The sequence below is a fragment of the Kangsaoukella pontilimi genome, from assembly GCF_009830125.1.
In the GTDB taxonomy this organism is placed as follows: domain Bacteria; phylum Pseudomonadota; class Alphaproteobacteria; order Rhodobacterales; family Rhodobacteraceae; genus Kangsaoukella; species Kangsaoukella pontilimi.
Map to the genome: position 1 here is coordinate 1,324,201 of NZ_WUPT01000001.1, position 14,090 is coordinate 1,338,290.

The 14,090-nt window shown below is 63.1% G+C and carries 17 protein-coding genes and 2 tRNA genes; 7 read left to right on the plus strand and 12 right to left on the minus strand.

What is annotated here, in order from left to right; genetic code table 11:
• Positions 1–48: 48 nt before the first annotated feature.
• Genes GQ651_RS06545 through GQ651_RS06560 form a run of 4 tightly spaced genes read right to left on the minus strand, consistent with a single transcriptional unit; the run spans position 49 to position 1,922 of the window.
• Positions 49–243, minus strand: coding sequence for a hypothetical protein (locus tag GQ651_RS06545; RefSeq protein WP_160763377.1), 195 nt, complete (start codon positions 241–243; stop codon positions 49–51).
• Positions 244–253: 10 nt separating this feature from the next.
• Complete coding sequence (locus GQ651_RS06550) at positions 254–529, minus strand: DUF2484 family protein (RefSeq protein WP_160763378.1); 276 nt, start codon at positions 527–529, stop codon at positions 254–256.
• A complete protein-coding gene (locus GQ651_RS06555; RefSeq protein WP_160763379.1) occupies positions 526–780 on the minus strand; it encodes a DUF2484 family protein in 255 nt (84 codons plus the stop codon). The genes GQ651_RS06550 and GQ651_RS06555 overlap by 4 nt, the downstream gene beginning before the upstream one ends.
• Before the next feature lie 59 nt (positions 781–839).
• Positions 840–1,922: a PA0069 family radical SAM protein gene (locus GQ651_RS06560; protein ID WP_227257977.1), complete on the minus strand. Its 1,083-nt coding sequence runs from the start codon at positions 1,920–1,922 to the stop codon at positions 840–842.
• A gap of 258 nt (positions 1,923–2,180) precedes the next feature.
• On the opposite strand from GQ651_RS06560, the gene GQ651_RS06565 reads away from it, so the two are divergent.
• Together GQ651_RS06565 and GQ651_RS06570 are read left to right on the plus strand one after the other, a co-directional pair.
• Positions 2,181–2,888, plus strand: a complete 708-nt coding sequence (locus GQ651_RS06565) for a corrinoid protein (protein ID WP_160763381.1) — start codon at positions 2,181–2,183, stop codon at positions 2,886–2,888.
• A gap of 68 nt (positions 2,889–2,956) precedes the next feature.
• Positions 2,957–3,634 (plus strand): DUF1638 domain-containing protein, encoded by a 678-nt coding sequence (locus GQ651_RS06570; protein WP_406565447.1) that lies wholly within the window; start codon positions 2,957–2,959, stop codon positions 3,632–3,634.
• Between the two features lie 349 nt (positions 3,635–3,983).
• Here GQ651_RS06570 and GQ651_RS06575 read toward each other — a convergent pair whose 3' ends face one another.
• The gene (locus GQ651_RS06575) at positions 3,984–4,412 is read right to left on the minus strand and encodes a SufE family protein (RefSeq protein ID WP_160763382.1); all 429 of its coding nucleotides are present in this window, start codon (positions 4,410–4,412) and stop codon (positions 3,984–3,986) included.
• A gap of 121 nt (positions 4,413–4,533) precedes the next feature.
• On the opposite strand from GQ651_RS06575, the gene GQ651_RS06580 reads away from it, so the two are divergent.
• On the plus strand, positions 4,534–5,001 hold the full coding sequence (locus GQ651_RS06580; protein WP_160763383.1) for a hypothetical protein: 468 nt from the start codon (positions 4,534–4,536) through the stop codon (positions 4,999–5,001).
• A gap of 6 nt (positions 5,002–5,007) precedes the next feature.
• On the opposite strand, the gene rnd is transcribed toward GQ651_RS06580, so the two are convergent.
• The 3 genes from rnd to purM are packed head-to-tail and all read right to left on the minus strand — an operon-like array spanning position 5,008 to position 7,845.
• Positions 5,008–6,165 (minus strand): ribonuclease D, encoded by a 1,158-nt coding sequence (rnd, locus tag GQ651_RS06585; protein WP_160763384.1) that lies wholly within the window; start codon positions 6,163–6,165, stop codon positions 5,008–5,010.
• Between the two features lie 43 nt (positions 6,166–6,208).
• On the minus strand, positions 6,209–6,808 hold the full coding sequence (purN, locus tag GQ651_RS06590) for a phosphoribosylglycinamide formyltransferase (protein WP_160763385.1): 600 nt from the start codon (positions 6,806–6,808) through the stop codon (positions 6,209–6,211).
• Positions 6,805–7,845 carry a phosphoribosylformylglycinamidine cyclo-ligase gene (gene purM / locus GQ651_RS06595; RefSeq protein WP_160763386.1) on the minus strand — a complete coding sequence of 347 codons (1,041 nt, stop codon included), beginning with the start codon at positions 7,843–7,845 and terminating at the stop codon, positions 6,805–6,807. The genes purN and purM overlap by 4 nt, the downstream gene beginning before the upstream one ends.
• A gap of 110 nt (positions 7,846–7,955) precedes the next feature.
• Between purM and GQ651_RS06600 the strand changes: the two genes are divergently transcribed.
• Both GQ651_RS06600 and GQ651_RS06605 read left to right on the plus strand, forming a co-directional pair.
• Positions 7,956–8,032 (plus strand) — tRNA-Ile (locus tag GQ651_RS06600).
• A 127-nt stretch (positions 8,033–8,159) separates the two neighbouring features.
• Positions 8,160–8,477 (plus strand): H-NS histone family protein, encoded by a 318-nt coding sequence (locus GQ651_RS06605; protein ID WP_160763387.1) that lies wholly within the window; start codon positions 8,160–8,162, stop codon positions 8,475–8,477.
• Between the two features lie 15 nt (positions 8,478–8,492).
• Here GQ651_RS06605 and GQ651_RS06610 read toward each other — a convergent pair whose 3' ends face one another.
• Entirely contained in the window at positions 8,493–9,809 is a 1,317-nt protein-coding gene (locus tag GQ651_RS06610; protein WP_160763388.1) for an ATP-binding protein, read from the minus strand.
• Positions 9,810–9,850: 41 nt separating this feature from the next.
• Between GQ651_RS06610 and GQ651_RS06615 the strand changes: the two genes are divergently transcribed.
• Together GQ651_RS06615 and GQ651_RS06620 are read left to right on the plus strand one after the other, a co-directional pair.
• Positions 9,851–10,744, plus strand: a complete 894-nt coding sequence (locus GQ651_RS06615; RefSeq protein WP_160763389.1) for an MBL fold metallo-hydrolase — start codon at positions 9,851–9,853, stop codon at positions 10,742–10,744.
• A 69-nt stretch (positions 10,745–10,813) separates the two neighbouring features.
• Positions 10,814–10,888 (plus strand) — tRNA-Asn (locus GQ651_RS06620).
• 74 nt (positions 10,889–10,962) lie between these two features.
• On the opposite strand, the gene GQ651_RS06625 is transcribed toward GQ651_RS06620, so the two are convergent.
• The 3 genes from GQ651_RS06625 to GQ651_RS06635 form a co-directional block, all read right to left on the minus strand.
• Positions 10,963–11,739: a helix-turn-helix transcriptional regulator gene (locus tag GQ651_RS06625; protein WP_160763390.1), complete on the minus strand. Its 777-nt coding sequence runs from the start codon at positions 11,737–11,739 to the stop codon at positions 10,963–10,965.
• Positions 11,740–12,097: 358 nt separating this feature from the next.
• Positions 12,098–13,096, minus strand: a complete 999-nt coding sequence (locus GQ651_RS06630; protein ID WP_160763391.1) for a type II secretion system F family protein — start codon at positions 13,094–13,096, stop codon at positions 12,098–12,100.
• A 13-nt stretch (positions 13,097–13,109) separates the two neighbouring features.
• The gene (locus GQ651_RS06635; protein WP_160763392.1) at positions 13,110–14,090 is read right to left on the minus strand and encodes a type II secretion system F family protein; all 981 of its coding nucleotides are present in this window, start codon (positions 14,088–14,090) and stop codon (positions 13,110–13,112) included.

Genomic DNA, 14,090 nt, shown 5'->3' on the forward strand with positions numbered 1-14,090 from the left:
GGGCTAGCACTTGCGGGTTGCTTAGACAATTCGGAACGCCCGACCGCGCTAGTCGCAGCCGCCGTCACCATCCCCGCCGTAGGAGCCTCCCGCGTCGCCGCCCCCGTCGCGGCGGGACGGCCAGGCCCCGATATAGCCCAGCCAGCACCGCATGGCGATCAGGGCAACGGCCCCGAAGATGATGCCCTTGGATGCCGGGGGCAGCGCCATGAAGTCCGAAACCATGTTCCGCAGGTCTTCCATCGGATCAGTGTCAGCCGCCCTGGCCGCTGTCGCAAGCCGTTTTCCGGAACGGGGCCATGCACCAGCGGAGCAGATACCTGACAGGCCAGCGCAGGACGGAACAGGCGCCAAGGAACACGGCAAGCGCGACCCATGGTCCGTTGTCATGGACCACCCAGACGAGGATCGGCAGCCCGAGCGCGATCAGGACATAGGCCTGCGGCCAGTGCTTGTAGCGCGACGGGATCATGCCAGTGACATTGGCCACGATGAGCCAGCCGAAGGCGGCAATCAGCGAAAAATTCACGCCGGCCCCTCCCACGGTTTTCCCATGGCCCTGTACGCAAGATATTTCAGCGGGTTACGGAACATCGACAGGAAGGCGAGAGTGCCGACCAGCATCGGGACGACGCCGTGCAGCATCGCGATCCACCCCAACAGGACCGGCGCGGCGATCAGAAGCGCTATTCCAGGCGGGTATTGCCAGCGCATCGGCAGCAAGGCCACGACGGTGGCGGCGATGGCCCAAAGACTGGCGGCGATCAGGGCGGGACTCATGACAGACTTCCTTTCGCGGCGACCCTAAAGCGCGAATGCGGCAGGAATTTGGAACGCCGTCAGAAGAGGCTCAGTTGATCTCCCGCTTGCGGCGGAGGTCGAAAAAGGTCGGTTCTGAGCGGCGTCAGAGGCTGGTCAAGCCCCAGACGCCGCGTGGCGACGGCGAAGCGGTGCCGGACCAGATCAGCGAACGGCCCTTCGCCCGTCATCCGCTTTCCCCATTCCGGGTCATAGTCCCGCCCCCCGTGAAGCGACCTGACCCGCCCCATGATCCGCGCCGCACGGTCGGGAAACTGCTCTTCGACCCATTCGCGGAACAACTCCGACACCTCGCGCGGAAGCCGCAGCATGACCCAGCTTGCGGCCTGAGCGCCAGCCTTTGCGCCGGCCTCAAGAATGGCCTCAAGCTCGTGATCGGTGAGCGCGGGCACCACGGGCGCCACCATCACCCGCACCGGAATGCCGGCGTCGGACAGTCTCCGGATGGTCTGAAGGCGGCGCGCGGGGGCTGGCACGCGCGGCTCCATCGCGCGCGAAACCTCGGGATCGAGCGTCGTGACGCTGATCCCCACATGGGTCAGCCCGACCCGCGCCATGTCCGACAGGATATCGATGTCACGCTCGATCAGGCTGCCCTTGGTGACGATGCCGACCGGATGCCGGAAATCCCGCAGCACCTTAAGGATACGGCGCATGATCTGATGCGTCTTTTCAATAGGTTGGTAAGGGTCAGTGTTGGTGCCTATGGCGATGACGGCGGGCCGGTAACTCTTCGCGCGCAGCTCCCGCACCAGCGCCTCGGGCGCCTCAGGCCGGGCGATCAGGCGGGTCTCGAAATCGAGACCCGGCGACAGGCCCAGATAGGCGTGCGTGGGCCGGGCGAAGCAGTAGATGCAGCCATGCTCGCAGCCCCGGTAAGGATTGATCGACCGGTCGAAGGGCACATCCGGCGAGGCATTCCGCGTAATGACGCTTCTTGGCCGCTCAAGGTCGACCGTGGTTCTAAGCGTGGGCACGTCCTCGGGGATGTCCCAGCCATCGGAAACGGCCTCGCGGTCGTGGCGCTCGAACCGGCCGGGACGGTTCGTCCGCGCCGCGCGGCCGCGCGCGCCAAAGTCCGGGTGTCTGTCAGGGGACGTCATGGTACTGCGCAAAATGGAACAAAAAGTGAACATATGCAATCCCGAAACACCTCACCCCTCGTCTGCAGACGTCCTGCAACATGAGCGAAAGCGAAGAATGTCCCGCGAAATCTTCATTAGCCTCTGCGCCGTTTCACCGCTAAAGGTCGCGGAAACAGCGGCCTGTGTCGCAAATGCCCAAGTGTCCGGGCGCTTTCGTGGCAAAAGCTCAGTCATGTGTTGCCCGCTAGCGGCGGCGCCCTTTGAAGGAACGACGACATGTCCGACGATCAGGACGACGATATCATCCTCAGCGAGCTCGAAGATGAAGAGCTCGTTCTTCAGATGCATGACGACCTTTACGACGGTCTGAAGGAAGAGATCGAAGAGGGTGTGAACATCCTGCTGGAACGTGGCTGGGAACCGTATGAGGTCCTGACCGAAGCGCTGGTGGGCGGCATGACCATCGTCGGGCGCGATTTCCGGGACGGAATCCTTTTCGTGCCCGAAGTTCTTCTGGCCGCGAACGCGATGAAGGCAGGCATGGCCATCCTGAAGCCCCTCCTCGTCGAGACCGGCGCGCCCCGCATGGGCAAGATGGTGATCGGTACGGTCAAGGGGGACATTCACGACATCGGCAAGAACCTGGTCTCGATGATGATGGAGGGCGCAGGCTTTGAAGTCGTGGACCTGGGTATCAACAACGCGGTCGAGTCCTATCTCGAGGCACTCAAGAGCGAAGAGGCGGACATTCTCGGGATGTCGGCCCTGCTGACCACGACGATGCCCTACATGAAGGTTGTTATCGACACGATGAAGGCCGAGGGCATTCGCGACGATTACATCATCCTGGTGGGCGGCGCCCCGCTGAACGAGGAATTCGGCAAGGCGATCGGCGCCGACGCCTATTGCCGTGACGCGGCTGTGGCGGTGGAGACAGCCAAGGAATTCATCGCCCGGAAGCACAACCAGCTCGCGGCCGGATAAGGGGTGGAAGGGGGCGCTGCCCCCGCGCCCGTGCCGGGCGCTCCCCCGGGATTTTCCGGACCCAAAGAATGGCAGAGGACGCGCTCGACATGACGACCCTGCCCAATGACCGGACACTCACCTATGACGGGCTGAACGCCAAGGCGGGCGGACGCGTCCTCGTGATCGCGTGCGGCGCGCTCGCGCGCGAGATTCTCGCGGTTCTGAGGTTGAACGGGCTGAATCACGTCGATCTTCAGTGCCTGCCCGCGATCCTCCATAACCATCCCGACCGGATTGTCCCAGCGCTTCGCGACGCGGTAGAGGCCGCAGAGGGGCGGTACCGGCGCATCTTCATCGGCTACGGAGATTGCGGCACCGGCGGCGGGCTGGAGCGAGCGGCGGCCGAGATGGGGGTCGAGATGCTGCCGGGTGCCCACTGCTACGCCTTCTTCGAGGGGGTAGAGGCCTTTGCCGCACGCGCCGAGGACGAGTTCACCGCCTTCTACCTAACCGACTTCCTCGCCCGTCAGTTCGACGCCTTCGTGTGGGAGCCATTGGGCCTGGACCGTCATCCCGAATTGAGGGATGCCTATTTCGGGCATTACGAGAAGCTGGTCTATCAGGCACAGACCGATGACCCGGACCTGACGGAGAAGGCGGAAGAGGCGGCCGCGCGCCTTGGCCTCATCTTCGAGCGACGACAGACAGGGTATGGCGATCTGGAACGCACACTTCTGCGCTTTGCAGGGGATGGTCAGGCTTAACACGACATTAAGGCTTCCGGGCGACTGTGCCGCCAAACGCGGACCGAAAGCCCCCGATGCCCCTGACCCTTCGACACTCCTTGTTCTGTCTGGCTGCCTGCCTTGCGGCGCCGCCATCTCACGCCGCGACGCTTGCGCCCACAGAGGCGGCGTCGGCGATCACTGCGCCGTCGGGTGCCGGCCCTGCCTTTGTCACGCGTGAGGTCTTCGCTGCCGCGTTCGGCTCTTTCGCGCAGCATCACGTTACGGCGCCACCACCGCCGCCGAAAGACGGCGCGCTGACGCTCTGGATCGCACTGATCTGCGGTGGAACTACGGCGGCTCTTGCGCCCGCCCGCTTGGTCCGGCGCTACGCCTTGCTGGCAGCCTCCGCCAGGTCGCGGACCCGCTGGACCATGGCGCTGAGGCCGTTCGACCGCTGAGAAGACAGGTGGTCGTTCAGACCAAGACGTCCCAGCTCGGCGGGCGCATCGACCTTCAGCGCCTCGTCCGCCGTCAGACCGCTGTACAGCGCGATCAGGATGGCGATCAGGCCGCGCACGATCATGGCGTCGCTGTCGCCCCGGAAGCGGATCACGGCGCCCGGCCCGGCACCGTCAATCTCGGGGGCAAGCCAGACCTGGCTCGCGCAGCCTTCGACCTTCGTGGCGGGAACACGCAACCCTTCGTCCAGGGGCGGCATCGCCTTGCCCAGGTCGATGACATGGCGATAGCGGTCCTCCCAATCATCGAGAAAGTCGAACGTGTCCGCGATGTCTTCGAAAGCCTCAGTGGCCATGGCGCCCTCCAGTCTGAGCGAGACCTAAAACGACCGCGCGCAAAGGTCCAGCGCCCGCGTTTTTACGATTCCGCCAGACGGCGCGATGCGCTAGCAAGGGGGAACGACCGAGAGGGACGGGATGAAAAGACGACAGGTTCTGACACTTGGGATCGCGGGGCTGGCCCTTGCGGGGTGCGGTCTGGGCGAAAGCAGGCTGAACCCGTTCAATTGGTTCGGCAGCGACGAGGAAACCGAGACCGTCGCGGATATCGCCCTGCCCGTCGATAGCGACACCCGCCCGCTGATGCCCGTGATCTCGTCGCTGACGATCGAGCGGACGCCGGGCGGCGCCATCATCCGCGCAACCGGTCTGCCGCCGGAACAGGGCTGGCACGATGCCGCACTGGTCTCCGAGACACGAGGACAGCCCGTGGACGGCGTTCTGACATTCGCCTTCCGGGCCCGCCCGCCGCGGACGCGGACCCGCGCCTCGACCGAGCAGTCGCGCGAAGTGATCGTGGGGCGGTTCGTGTCGGACATTACGCTGGCCACGACGCGGGAAGTCCGCGTCATCGGTGCAATCAACGGCAGGACGATCCGGCGTTAGGGCCGTTCAAACCTCGAAAACGTCGACCGACTGGCCGTTGGCCCTGAGCGCCAGCTTGCCATCGCAGAGCCTGAGCGCGTCGTCGCCAAAGGCCTTCTTCCGCCAGCCCTTCAGCGCTGCGCCGTCACGCTGGCCTGCCGCAATCTCGTCCAGTTCCGACGCGGTGGCGATCAGCTTCTGCGCGACGCCCAGCTTTTCCGATTTCGCCTTGAGCAGCACCCTGAGCAAATCCGCCAGCGCCGGATTGACCTGCAGCTTGTCGCGCGAGCGGTCGGGCTTGGGCTGTTTCTCGGCGGGAACTTCCATGCCGAGGCGGACGGCCTCGAGAATGCCCTCCGCGATCTCACCTTTCCGCGCGTCCCTCAGAAGAAGCCGCGACCGCGACAGGTCCTGCAGGCTTGCCGGACGGCTTGAGGCCAGTTCGAGAAGCGCGTCGTCTTTCATCACGCGGCTGCGCGGAATATTCCGCGATTGCGCGAAATCCTCGCGAAAGCGCGCCAGTTCCCTGACGACCGCCAGGAAGCGGCCCGAATTGGTGCGCGTCTTGACCCGCATCCACGCCTCTTCGGGGCGGACGATATAGGTCTCGGGATCGGTCAGAACCGCCAGTTCCTCTTCCACCCATTCGCGGCGGCCGGACTTGGCCAGCTCGGCCTCGAGGTATTCGTAGATCACGCGCAGATGGGTCACGTCGGCCAGCGCATAGGTCTTCTGCGCATCGGTCAGCGGCCGGCGCGACCAGTCGGTGAAGCGCGAGCTCTTGTCGAGCTGCGCCTTGGCGATCTTGCGGACCAGCGTTTCGTAACCGACCTGCTCGCCGAAGCCACAGACCATCGCCGCGACCTGCGTGTCGAACAGAGGCTCGGGGATCACGCCGCCTTCGATGTAGAAAATCTCAAGGTCCTGCCGCGCGGCATGGAACACCTTGACCACGTTCCGGTCAGCCAGAAGCGTGTACAGCGGGTCGAGCGACATGCCCTTGGCCAGCGGATCGACGAGGACCGCGTCCTCTTCCGCATCGCCGGGGATGGCAAGCTGCACGAGGCAGAGCTTGGAGTAGTATGTCCGCTCCCGAAGGAATTCGGTGTCGACGGTGACATATGGGGCTTTCGCCGCGCGGTCACAGAAGGCGGCAAGGGCGTCGGGTGTCGTGATCGTGATCATCAGGTCGGGCTGCTCGGGTCCAAAGTCTGCCCGTGATAGGGCTTTAGGCCCCGGCGGGCAAGATGACCGGCGTCATGTCGTCCGAGGCAAAGCGGCGTAGGACGGCTGGATAAAGCCTGTGCTCTTCGACCAGAACCCGCGCGGCCAGCGTTTCGGTCGTGTCGCCCGGTTCGATCGGGACGCGCGCCTGCCCGAGGATCGGGCCGTCATCGAGATCGCCGGTGACGACATGGACGGTGCAACCCGCCTGGGTGTCGCCCGCAGCGATGGCGCGCGCGTGGGTGTCGAGACCCCGGTATTTCGGCAGAAGCGACGGGTGGATGTTCAGCATCCGTCCCGCCCACCGCCCCACGAAGTCGGGCGTCAGAATGCGCATGAATCCGGCCAGGCAGATGATGTCCGGCGCATGCCGCGCCAGCGCCTCGGAGAGCGCGCGTTCAAAGCCCGGGCGATCGCCCTTGTACAGGGTGTGATCGACAACCTCGGTCGGAATGCCAAGCGCCTCGGCCTTGGCAAGGCCGCCCGCGCCGGGGCGGTTCGACAGAACCACGACCGGGCGCGCCGGATGATCGCCCGCCATATCCCGCGCCAGAACCTCCATGTTGGAGCCGGACCCTGAGATCAGGATGGCAACACGTTTCAAGAAAGCGAACCCGTGTACGCGACGCCCTGCCCCTCGGCGATCCGTCCGATCCGGACCGTGTCGTGACCCGCCTCGCGGAATGCGTTCTCGGCCGCATCGGCGCTGGACGGATCGACCACGGCTATCAGGCCAATGCCGCAGTTGAAGGTCTTCAGCATCTCCGGCTGATCCATGCCGCCTTCGGCCGCCAACCATTTGAAGACGGGTAGAAGTTCCCACGCACCAAGGTCGATCTCGGCTCCAAGGCCATCCGGCAGGACGCGCGGCAGGTTCTCGGTCAGGCCGCCGCCGGTGATATGCGCGAGCGCATGAAGTCCGCCGCCATCGAGGGCCGCCTTCGCGCCCTTCACGTAGATCTCGGTCGGTGTCAGCAATGCCTGCCCGAGCGTCTGGTCGGTCCATGGGCAAGCGTCCGACCAGCCGAGTCCCGACCGCTCGACGATCCGCCGGACCAGCGAATAGCCGTTCGAGTGCACGCCGCTGCTTGCAACGCCGATCAGAACGTCGTCTGCGGTCACGCCTTCGGGCAGCATCCGCCCCCGCTCCATCGCGCCCACCGCGAAACCGGCAAGGTCGAAATCACCGGCTTCGTACATCCCCGGCATCTCGGCGGTCTCACCCCCGATCAGAGCGGCGCCAGCACGCTGGCAGCCCTCAGCGATGCCCTCGATCACCGCCTGCGCCTCGTCCAGGTTCAGCTTGCCGGTGGCGAAATAGTCCAGAAAGAACAGCGGCTCGGCACCCTGACAGATCAGGTCGTTCACGCACATCGCCACAAGGTCGATGCCGACGCCCGCAACCTCTCCGGTGTCGATCGCAATTCTGAGCTTGGTGCCGACGCCGTCCGTGGCCGCCACCAGCACCGGGTCGCTGTAGCCTGCCGCCTTCAGATCGAACAGCGCCCCGAAACCGCCAAGCCCTGACATCGTGCCGGGCCGCGCCGTTCGCTTCGCCGCCGGCTTGATCCGCTCCACAAGGGCGTTCCCGGCGTCGATATCGACGCCCGCCTCGGCATATGTGAGCCCGTTCTTCGTCATGCCATGCCCCTTTCAGATCGCACCGGCCTCCTAGCCCAAGGGCGCACGCCTGTCCACGCCGCACGGACAGTTGACGGACCGACAGGTGACGACTAACGAGAACGTCAGGCGGGCCTGTAGCTCAATTGGTTAGAGCAGAGCGCTCATAACGCTTTGGTTGGGGGTTCGAGTCCCTCCGGGCCTACCACGCCTTTTTTCCGCCGCCATTCCCCGCAGCCTTTGAGCATGAATAGGCTTATTCCGATATTTCTGGAATTGCGCCAATTCCTGTGCAATAGAACAACCGGTTTCTAATGAACGGAAAAGGACCGGGAATGGCTAAGATCAGCCTGGACAAACTCTCTCTGGAAGAACTGAAAGCGCTCAGAAAAGACGTCGACAAGGCGATTGCCGGATTTGCCGAAAAGAAACGGCAAGAGGCGAAAAAGGCCCTCGAAGATGTCGCTGCAAAACACGGCATGAGCCTCGACGAAATTCTCGGTGGCACCGCAAAGAGAAAAAAATCGAAGGCCGCTGCCAAATATCGCAATCCGGAAGACCCCAGCCAGACATGGTCCGGCCGTGGCCGTCAGCCCGCCTGGTACAAGGCCGCGATTGCCAAAGGGAAAAAACCCGAAAACATGGTCATGTAAGCCTGAAGGACCGGATTATTTCGGCAGAATGATTTCCGCCCGTAATCCGGTCAATTCACGCGCATCGCCCAGGCTGAGGCGCCCGCCGTGTTGTCGCGCGATATCGGCCGCAATTGCCAGCCCCAGCCCCACGCCCGAGCCGTCATCCTGATTGCGTGCACTATCGAGACGGGAGAACGGCTTAACTGCCTCGGCACGTAATTCCGGCGCAATTCCCGGCCCGTCATCCTCGACAGCGAATACAATTCGGTCCCCTAGGTCCTCGGCGGTCATGCGTGCTCTTTTTCCATAGCGCACGGCATTGCCAACAAGATTGTCGATAGCGCGCGCCAGGGCATGAGGATGCGTTTTCAGCATGACATCCTGAGGTACCGGACCCGTTTCGATAGGCTGGCCCGCACGGCGTGCGCGGTCGACCGCCTGTTCCACGATCTCGCCAAGTGACACGGTCTCGGCGTTTTCATGGGCCGCCCCTTTCGCAAAATCGAGAAATGCATTCAGCATCATCTCCATTTCCGTGACATCGGTCTCAAGCGCGCGCCGCTCAGGCCCCTCGTCCATGAGGCTGAGCGCCAGCTTCATACGGGTCAACGGCGTCCGAAGATCGTGGCTGACGCCAGACAGCATCACCGTACGCTGCTCTATCTGCCGCTCGATCCTGTCCCGCATTTCCAGAAAAGCGTCGCCCGCCTCGCGCACTTCGGTGGCACCCGTGGGGCGATATTGGACCCGTCGCCCCTTACCGAAGGCCGAAGCGGCGGCGGCAAGCCGACGGATCGGGCGCACCTGCCCCCGCAGGTACAGAAGCGCGATGGCCGTCATAAGGAATGCGGTGACGCCAATCAGGACCAGAAACTGGTGAGGATTCCTAGGGCTGAGGCGGCCCCGCGCAATGTCCAGCAGAACCGGGCCACGGTCAGTCTCGTGCAGAAGCTGCGTGCGCCCGTCGACCCCGACCAGATCAACGGCCACCAGTCCGGGCAGCCTCTCCTCCAGCGTCGCCCGCACCGTGAGACCCGAAAGGTCGATCCACTCTCGCCGGGCCTCTAACCCGGCATTCGTCCAGGTCAGTCCCATGTCGAGCGCCGACGCGATCTCGTCGGCCATGGCACGCGCGGTCGTGGCATCCGGTGCAGCGTCGATAACCTCGGCGATGTAGCGGACTTCGTCGGCCACGCCGCTGGTCATCTGGCGGGTCACGTCCTCGTAGAGGCGCTGGATGAAAACCACCGACATGACCGTGAGAATGCTCAGGACCGGCACCAGCACGATCAGCGCGGCGCGTCCGTAAAGTGATCGCGGCATATAGCCTTTCAGAAACCGGCCCAGCATGGCATGACCCTAAGGAGGAGCCGACCCGAGAGAAAGAGCCAATGACCGATGCGGTGCCAGGCACCCCAGTCGAGATCGACGACGGCGTCCGCCTGCTTCTCGCTCCGAATGCCGGGCCGATGACCCACAGGGGCACGAACACGTGGCTTGTGGGTGAGACCGATCTGGCCGTGATCGACCCCGGTCCCGACGACCCCGCTCATTTCGACGCGCTCCTGAGTGCGGCAGGCGGACGGGCCGTGACCCATATCCTCGTCACCCACGCCCATGCCGACCACAGCGCTCTCGCCCCCCGCCTTGCTCAGGCGACAGGGGCCGAGATCATCGGTTTCGGCCCGGCGACAACTGGCAGGTCTGCCGTCATGGAAAGGCTCGCCTCCGAAGGTGGTCTGGCGGGCGGCGAAGGCCTGGACGCGAGGTTCACCCCGCATCGGGCCGTGCGCGATGGCGACAGGATTACCGGCAAGGACTGGACGCTCGACGTCCTCCACACGCCCGGACACTTCGCCGGCCACCTGTCCTTTCAACTGGACGAGGCGCTCTTCTCCGGCGACCACCTCATGGACTGGTCCACGACGATCGTATCCCCGCCGGACGGCGATATCGCGGCCTTTCTGGAGACGTCCCGGCGCCTGATCGGGCTTGCGCCCGCGCGCTGTCTGACCGGCCATGGTGGCGTGATCCATGACCCGGCCGGTCGCCTGTCCGAACTGATCGCCCACCGCGAGGCCCGCGAGGCGCAAATCCTCGACGCCATCGGCTCGGGCGCGGACACCGTGGCGAAAATCACGGCCCGGCTCTATGCCGATGTGGCGCCACTGCTGCTCGCCGCTGCCGAACGCAATGTCCTTGCGCATCTCATTGATCTGGAGAGCAGAATGCTGATCCGGGCCACACCCGCAGTGGCGCTGCGATCTTCGTTTGAATTGGTGTGATCGAAGCGCATTTTTTCAGCTCGACCCTCTGGACGTCCCCAGCCGCCATTGCTATATCGCCCCCGGTGTTCCGGCGTAGCTCAGCGGTAGAGCAGTTGACTGTTAATCAATTGGTCGTAGGTTCGATCCCTACCGCCGGAGCCAAAACTTCCCGAAAAGATATGAGGCTTTCCGCGCAGCCCAGTTTGCTTTGCGGCGACTTCGCCTTCTTGCGGTGATCAGTAGCTTGCGCCAAGCCTGCGGTCGGCGGACACCGGATCGCTCGCCACCGAAAGGATACGATAGACCAGTTCGGCGAGGCCGGTGGTTTCGGTCTTGGAATAGATCGAACGCAGATGACTGCGGACGGTCGACTCCGACAGACCAAGCTCGTCCGTAACAGCCTTTACCGACAAGCCGCGCGAGAGAAGCAGACAGACCCGGAATTCGGCCCGGCTCAGCTTGGCCGGGTTCGACACGCCGAGAATGGGTTCGCTCGGCTTGATCCGGTTCTCCTTGGCCAGCGCGCGGGCACGGACCATACGCTCATCCATCTGCGCCTGCGTCACGAGGCCGGTTTTGCGCCCCGCCCACGCCCTCACGAGCGTCGGCATGACTGTATCGAACTCGGCTTTCTCGTTACGCCCGAGCACGTGATCGAAATGGAATTCGAGATAATCGTGCTGAAGTCCGGTGGATTCGATGGCCACGACGACGATATCCGCCACACTGCGCGAAACGAGCCAGTTCGACAGACCAGCGCTCGTCGAGAAGTCACTGTCGGACAGGTGGTCGGACAGGAACCAGACCGTGCCCGAGCGCACGCGATTGTAGAATGCACCAAGCACGTCTTCGGCCATCGGACGACGGAAGGGAGCGGCTTCACGGTCGGTATCGCGTGCATCGTACTCGGCGACCAAACGGGACCGGCCCTGTTGTCTTGCATCGCGGGAAATCGCTGCGGCTTCGGCGCCGATAGCTTGCGAGATTGCGGACAAGGCTTCGCCCAATGGCATGGAGCCATGAACCGCTCCGCACCAGCTCGCGATACCGTCCAGAATTCTGAGGTCTCTGCCGAGACCGTGTGAATCCGGTTGGTCCCTATCACCCCTCAAGCCAATCAATGTGACTACTCCAAAAAATCTTTTACCCGGCAGGGGAAAATCACCCTCGCCGAACTGCTCGAATCTTACCGTTTTGTTGTTGGAACCTCTCGATCCGCATTCAGCGTGCTGACGCAGCGCCATCTTGTCAAGCGGACCACAAAATCTGCGAAAAATACGCGCTCTAATTGAGCTTTCATGGCCACTTGGGAAACAATACCCCTAAAGCCCAAAAATTGTCTCGCCGGACACAACCGGCGAGACAGGAAGCTCAGTTGCTGAACGTGTTCATCCAGCGGATAGCAATGGGTCCGAGAATCAACAGGAACAGCGCCGGCAGCATAAGCGCCGCCATGACAAGCGACATCTTTACGGGAAGCTTGTTCGCCATTTCCTGCGCCTTGAGCTCACGCGAAATCCGCATCTCACTGGCGTAGGTTGTCAGGGCCTGGCTGACACTGGTACCGAACTGGATCGACTGAAGGATCACGCTCGCGAAAGACCGCACCTCATCGACATTCGTGCGGGCAGCCATGTCCATCAGCGCCTTTTCCCGCTCACCGCCGGCCGAAACCTCAAGCTGCACGAGGCGGAATTCCTGGCTGATCGCAGGCGCCGACATCTCCATTTCGTTCGACACACGGGTCATCGCAGCGTCAAAGCCAAGACCGGATTCGATCGAAACCTGCATCAGGTCGAGCGCATTCGGGAAGCTTTCCGAGACCTGAAGCTGCCGCTCATCCACCTTGGACCGAAGCCAGAGCGCCGGGCCGAAGAACCCAAGGATCAAGAGCGCCGTCAGCGTGTAATACGTCATCATCCTGCTCTGGCCGTCGATAAAATCGGCCAGGAACTCGGGAAGCGGCAGGAAAGTCTGCTGACGGAGCGCCAGGAGAAGAAGATAGGCGCCCGGCAAGGCAACGGCGAGCAGGATCCGGATGGTGTAATACTTCGCGACCGCATTCTGACCGACGATACCGGCATTCATGAGCTGACGCCGGATTTGCGTCCGCTTTTCGCGGCTCTGCGGCATCAGCGCCTTCATCAGGCCCTTGGGGTCGACGTCCGCGTTGTTCAGAAGGCCCGCTTCGAAGGAGGTGCGCCGCTTGAGCGGCCGGCCGCTGTGATAGCGCCGCCCCACGGGGTCCGAGGCAACGAGCCCCCCGAAGAAACCGTAGGCGATCAGAAGCGAGCCGATGAAGATGCCGAGAATGATAAGACCCGAGGCCGAGCCGACATTTCCGAAAAAGGCTGTGATTTGTTCAAACATGTGTGCGCCCTCCTCAGAAGCGGAAGTTGACGAGTTTACGCAGGATGAGCGCGTTCAGGACCGTCAAGGTAACAATTGCAATGCCCAGTGGGATTGCCTCTGGCTCATTCGCGATCGAGCCGTAGTAGCTCGGCGTCAGTATCTGCATCACCACGAAAATCAGGATCGGGATGAAGCTCAGGAAGGCCGCCGTCAAACGCCCCTCTGCCGACAACGCCTTGATTTTCTTGCGCATATTCAGCCGGTCGCGGATCGTTCGGGACATCACGCTTAGCACCCGAGCCAGATCGCCACCCGTACCGTGTTGAATTGCGATGGACGTGGCAAGATAATGGATATCTTCCTGATCGATGCGCTCGGCAAAGTCGCGGAAAGCTTCTGTCAGTTCGTCACCGAAACTGACCTGATCCACCACGATCCCGAATTCCGATCCGATGGGGTCTGGCATCTCGTTGGCCACCGCCTGCAAAGACGTGTTCAGCGGGTGACCCACCTTCAGACCCCGCGCCATGAGATCGAGCGCATCGGGAAGCTGTTCGACCATCTTGGTCAGGCGTTCGTTCCGCTTTTGACGAACCTGGATAATCGGCAGGAAGAGGCCGACGACGAAAGCCAAAGCTGCAGCATTCACGACGTTCATGAACTGCGTCGCGATCACGAAAATCGCGACCGCAGCCGCGAAACAGGTCATCAGGAAGGCGCCAGGCGCCATGGTGATCCCGCCCTGCCGGAGCACGGTAGGAAGATCACCCACGAAAGGCAGACGCTCGACGAAAGACCGCTTTTCGGACGGCTTGAGGATCTTGAGGATTTCCTCGGTCGTCGCGCCCTTCGCGATCAGTTGCATCCGGCGGCTCTTGGCCTCTTTCGCCCCCGCGCTCCGCGACAGGAGCTGGCGAAGACCCTCGAGGACCAGCAACGCGCCCAGGAACGCGCCCAGGTAGATCACGAATTGAAGGTCGACGAGTTCGATGATTTCTCTGATCTGTTCCAT

Excerpts from the sequence above, each read along its gene's own strand:
- GQ651_RS06605 (WP_160763387.1), top strand. The coding sequence starts at position 8,160 with ATGGCTAAGATCAGCCTGGACAAACTCTCTCTGGAAGAACTGAAAGCG.
- GQ651_RS06575 (WP_160763382.1), bottom strand. The coding sequence starts at position 4,412 with ATGGCCACTGAGGCTTTCGAAGACATCGCGGACACGTTCGACTTTCTC.
- GQ651_RS06630 (WP_160763391.1), bottom strand. The coding sequence starts at position 13,096 with ATGTTTGAACAAATCACAGCCTTTTTCGGAAATGTCGGCTCGGCCTCG.
- GQ651_RS06625 (WP_160763390.1), bottom strand. The coding sequence starts at position 11,739 with ATGCCATTGGGCGAAGCCTTGTCCGCAATCTCGCAAGCTATCGGCGCC.
- GQ651_RS06560 (WP_227257977.1), bottom strand. The coding sequence starts at position 1,922 with ATGACGTCCCCTGACAGACACCCGGACTTTGGCGCGCGCGGCCGCGCG.
- rnd (WP_160763384.1), bottom strand. The coding sequence starts at position 6,165 with ATGATCACGATCACGACACCCGACGCCCTTGCCGCCTTCTGTGACCGC.
- GQ651_RS06545 (WP_160763377.1), bottom strand. The coding sequence starts at position 243 with ATGGAAGACCTGCGGAACATGGTTTCGGACTTCATGGCGCTGCCCCCG.
- GQ651_RS06580 (WP_160763383.1), top strand. The coding sequence starts at position 4,534 with ATGAAAAGACGACAGGTTCTGACACTTGGGATCGCGGGGCTGGCCCTT.
- GQ651_RS06610 (WP_160763388.1), bottom strand. The coding sequence starts at position 9,809 with ATGCTGGGCCGGTTTCTGAAAGGCTATATGCCGCGATCACTTTACGGA.
- GQ651_RS06570 (WP_406565447.1), top strand. The coding sequence starts at position 2,957 with ATGGCAGAGGACGCGCTCGACATGACGACCCTGCCCAATGACCGGACA.
- GQ651_RS06565 (WP_160763381.1), top strand. The coding sequence starts at position 2,181 with ATGTCCGACGATCAGGACGACGATATCATCCTCAGCGAGCTCGAAGAT.
- GQ651_RS06555 (WP_160763379.1), bottom strand. The coding sequence starts at position 780 with ATGAGTCCCGCCCTGATCGCCGCCAGTCTTTGGGCCATCGCCGCCACC.
- GQ651_RS06635 (WP_160763392.1), bottom strand. The coding sequence starts at position 14,090 with ATGGAACAGATCAGAGAAATCATCGAACTCGTCGACCTTCAATTCGTG.
- purM (WP_160763386.1), bottom strand. The coding sequence starts at position 7,845 with ATGACGAAGAACGGGCTCACATATGCCGAGGCGGGCGTCGATATCGAC.
- GQ651_RS06615 (WP_160763389.1), top strand. The coding sequence starts at position 9,851 with ATGACCGATGCGGTGCCAGGCACCCCAGTCGAGATCGACGACGGCGTC.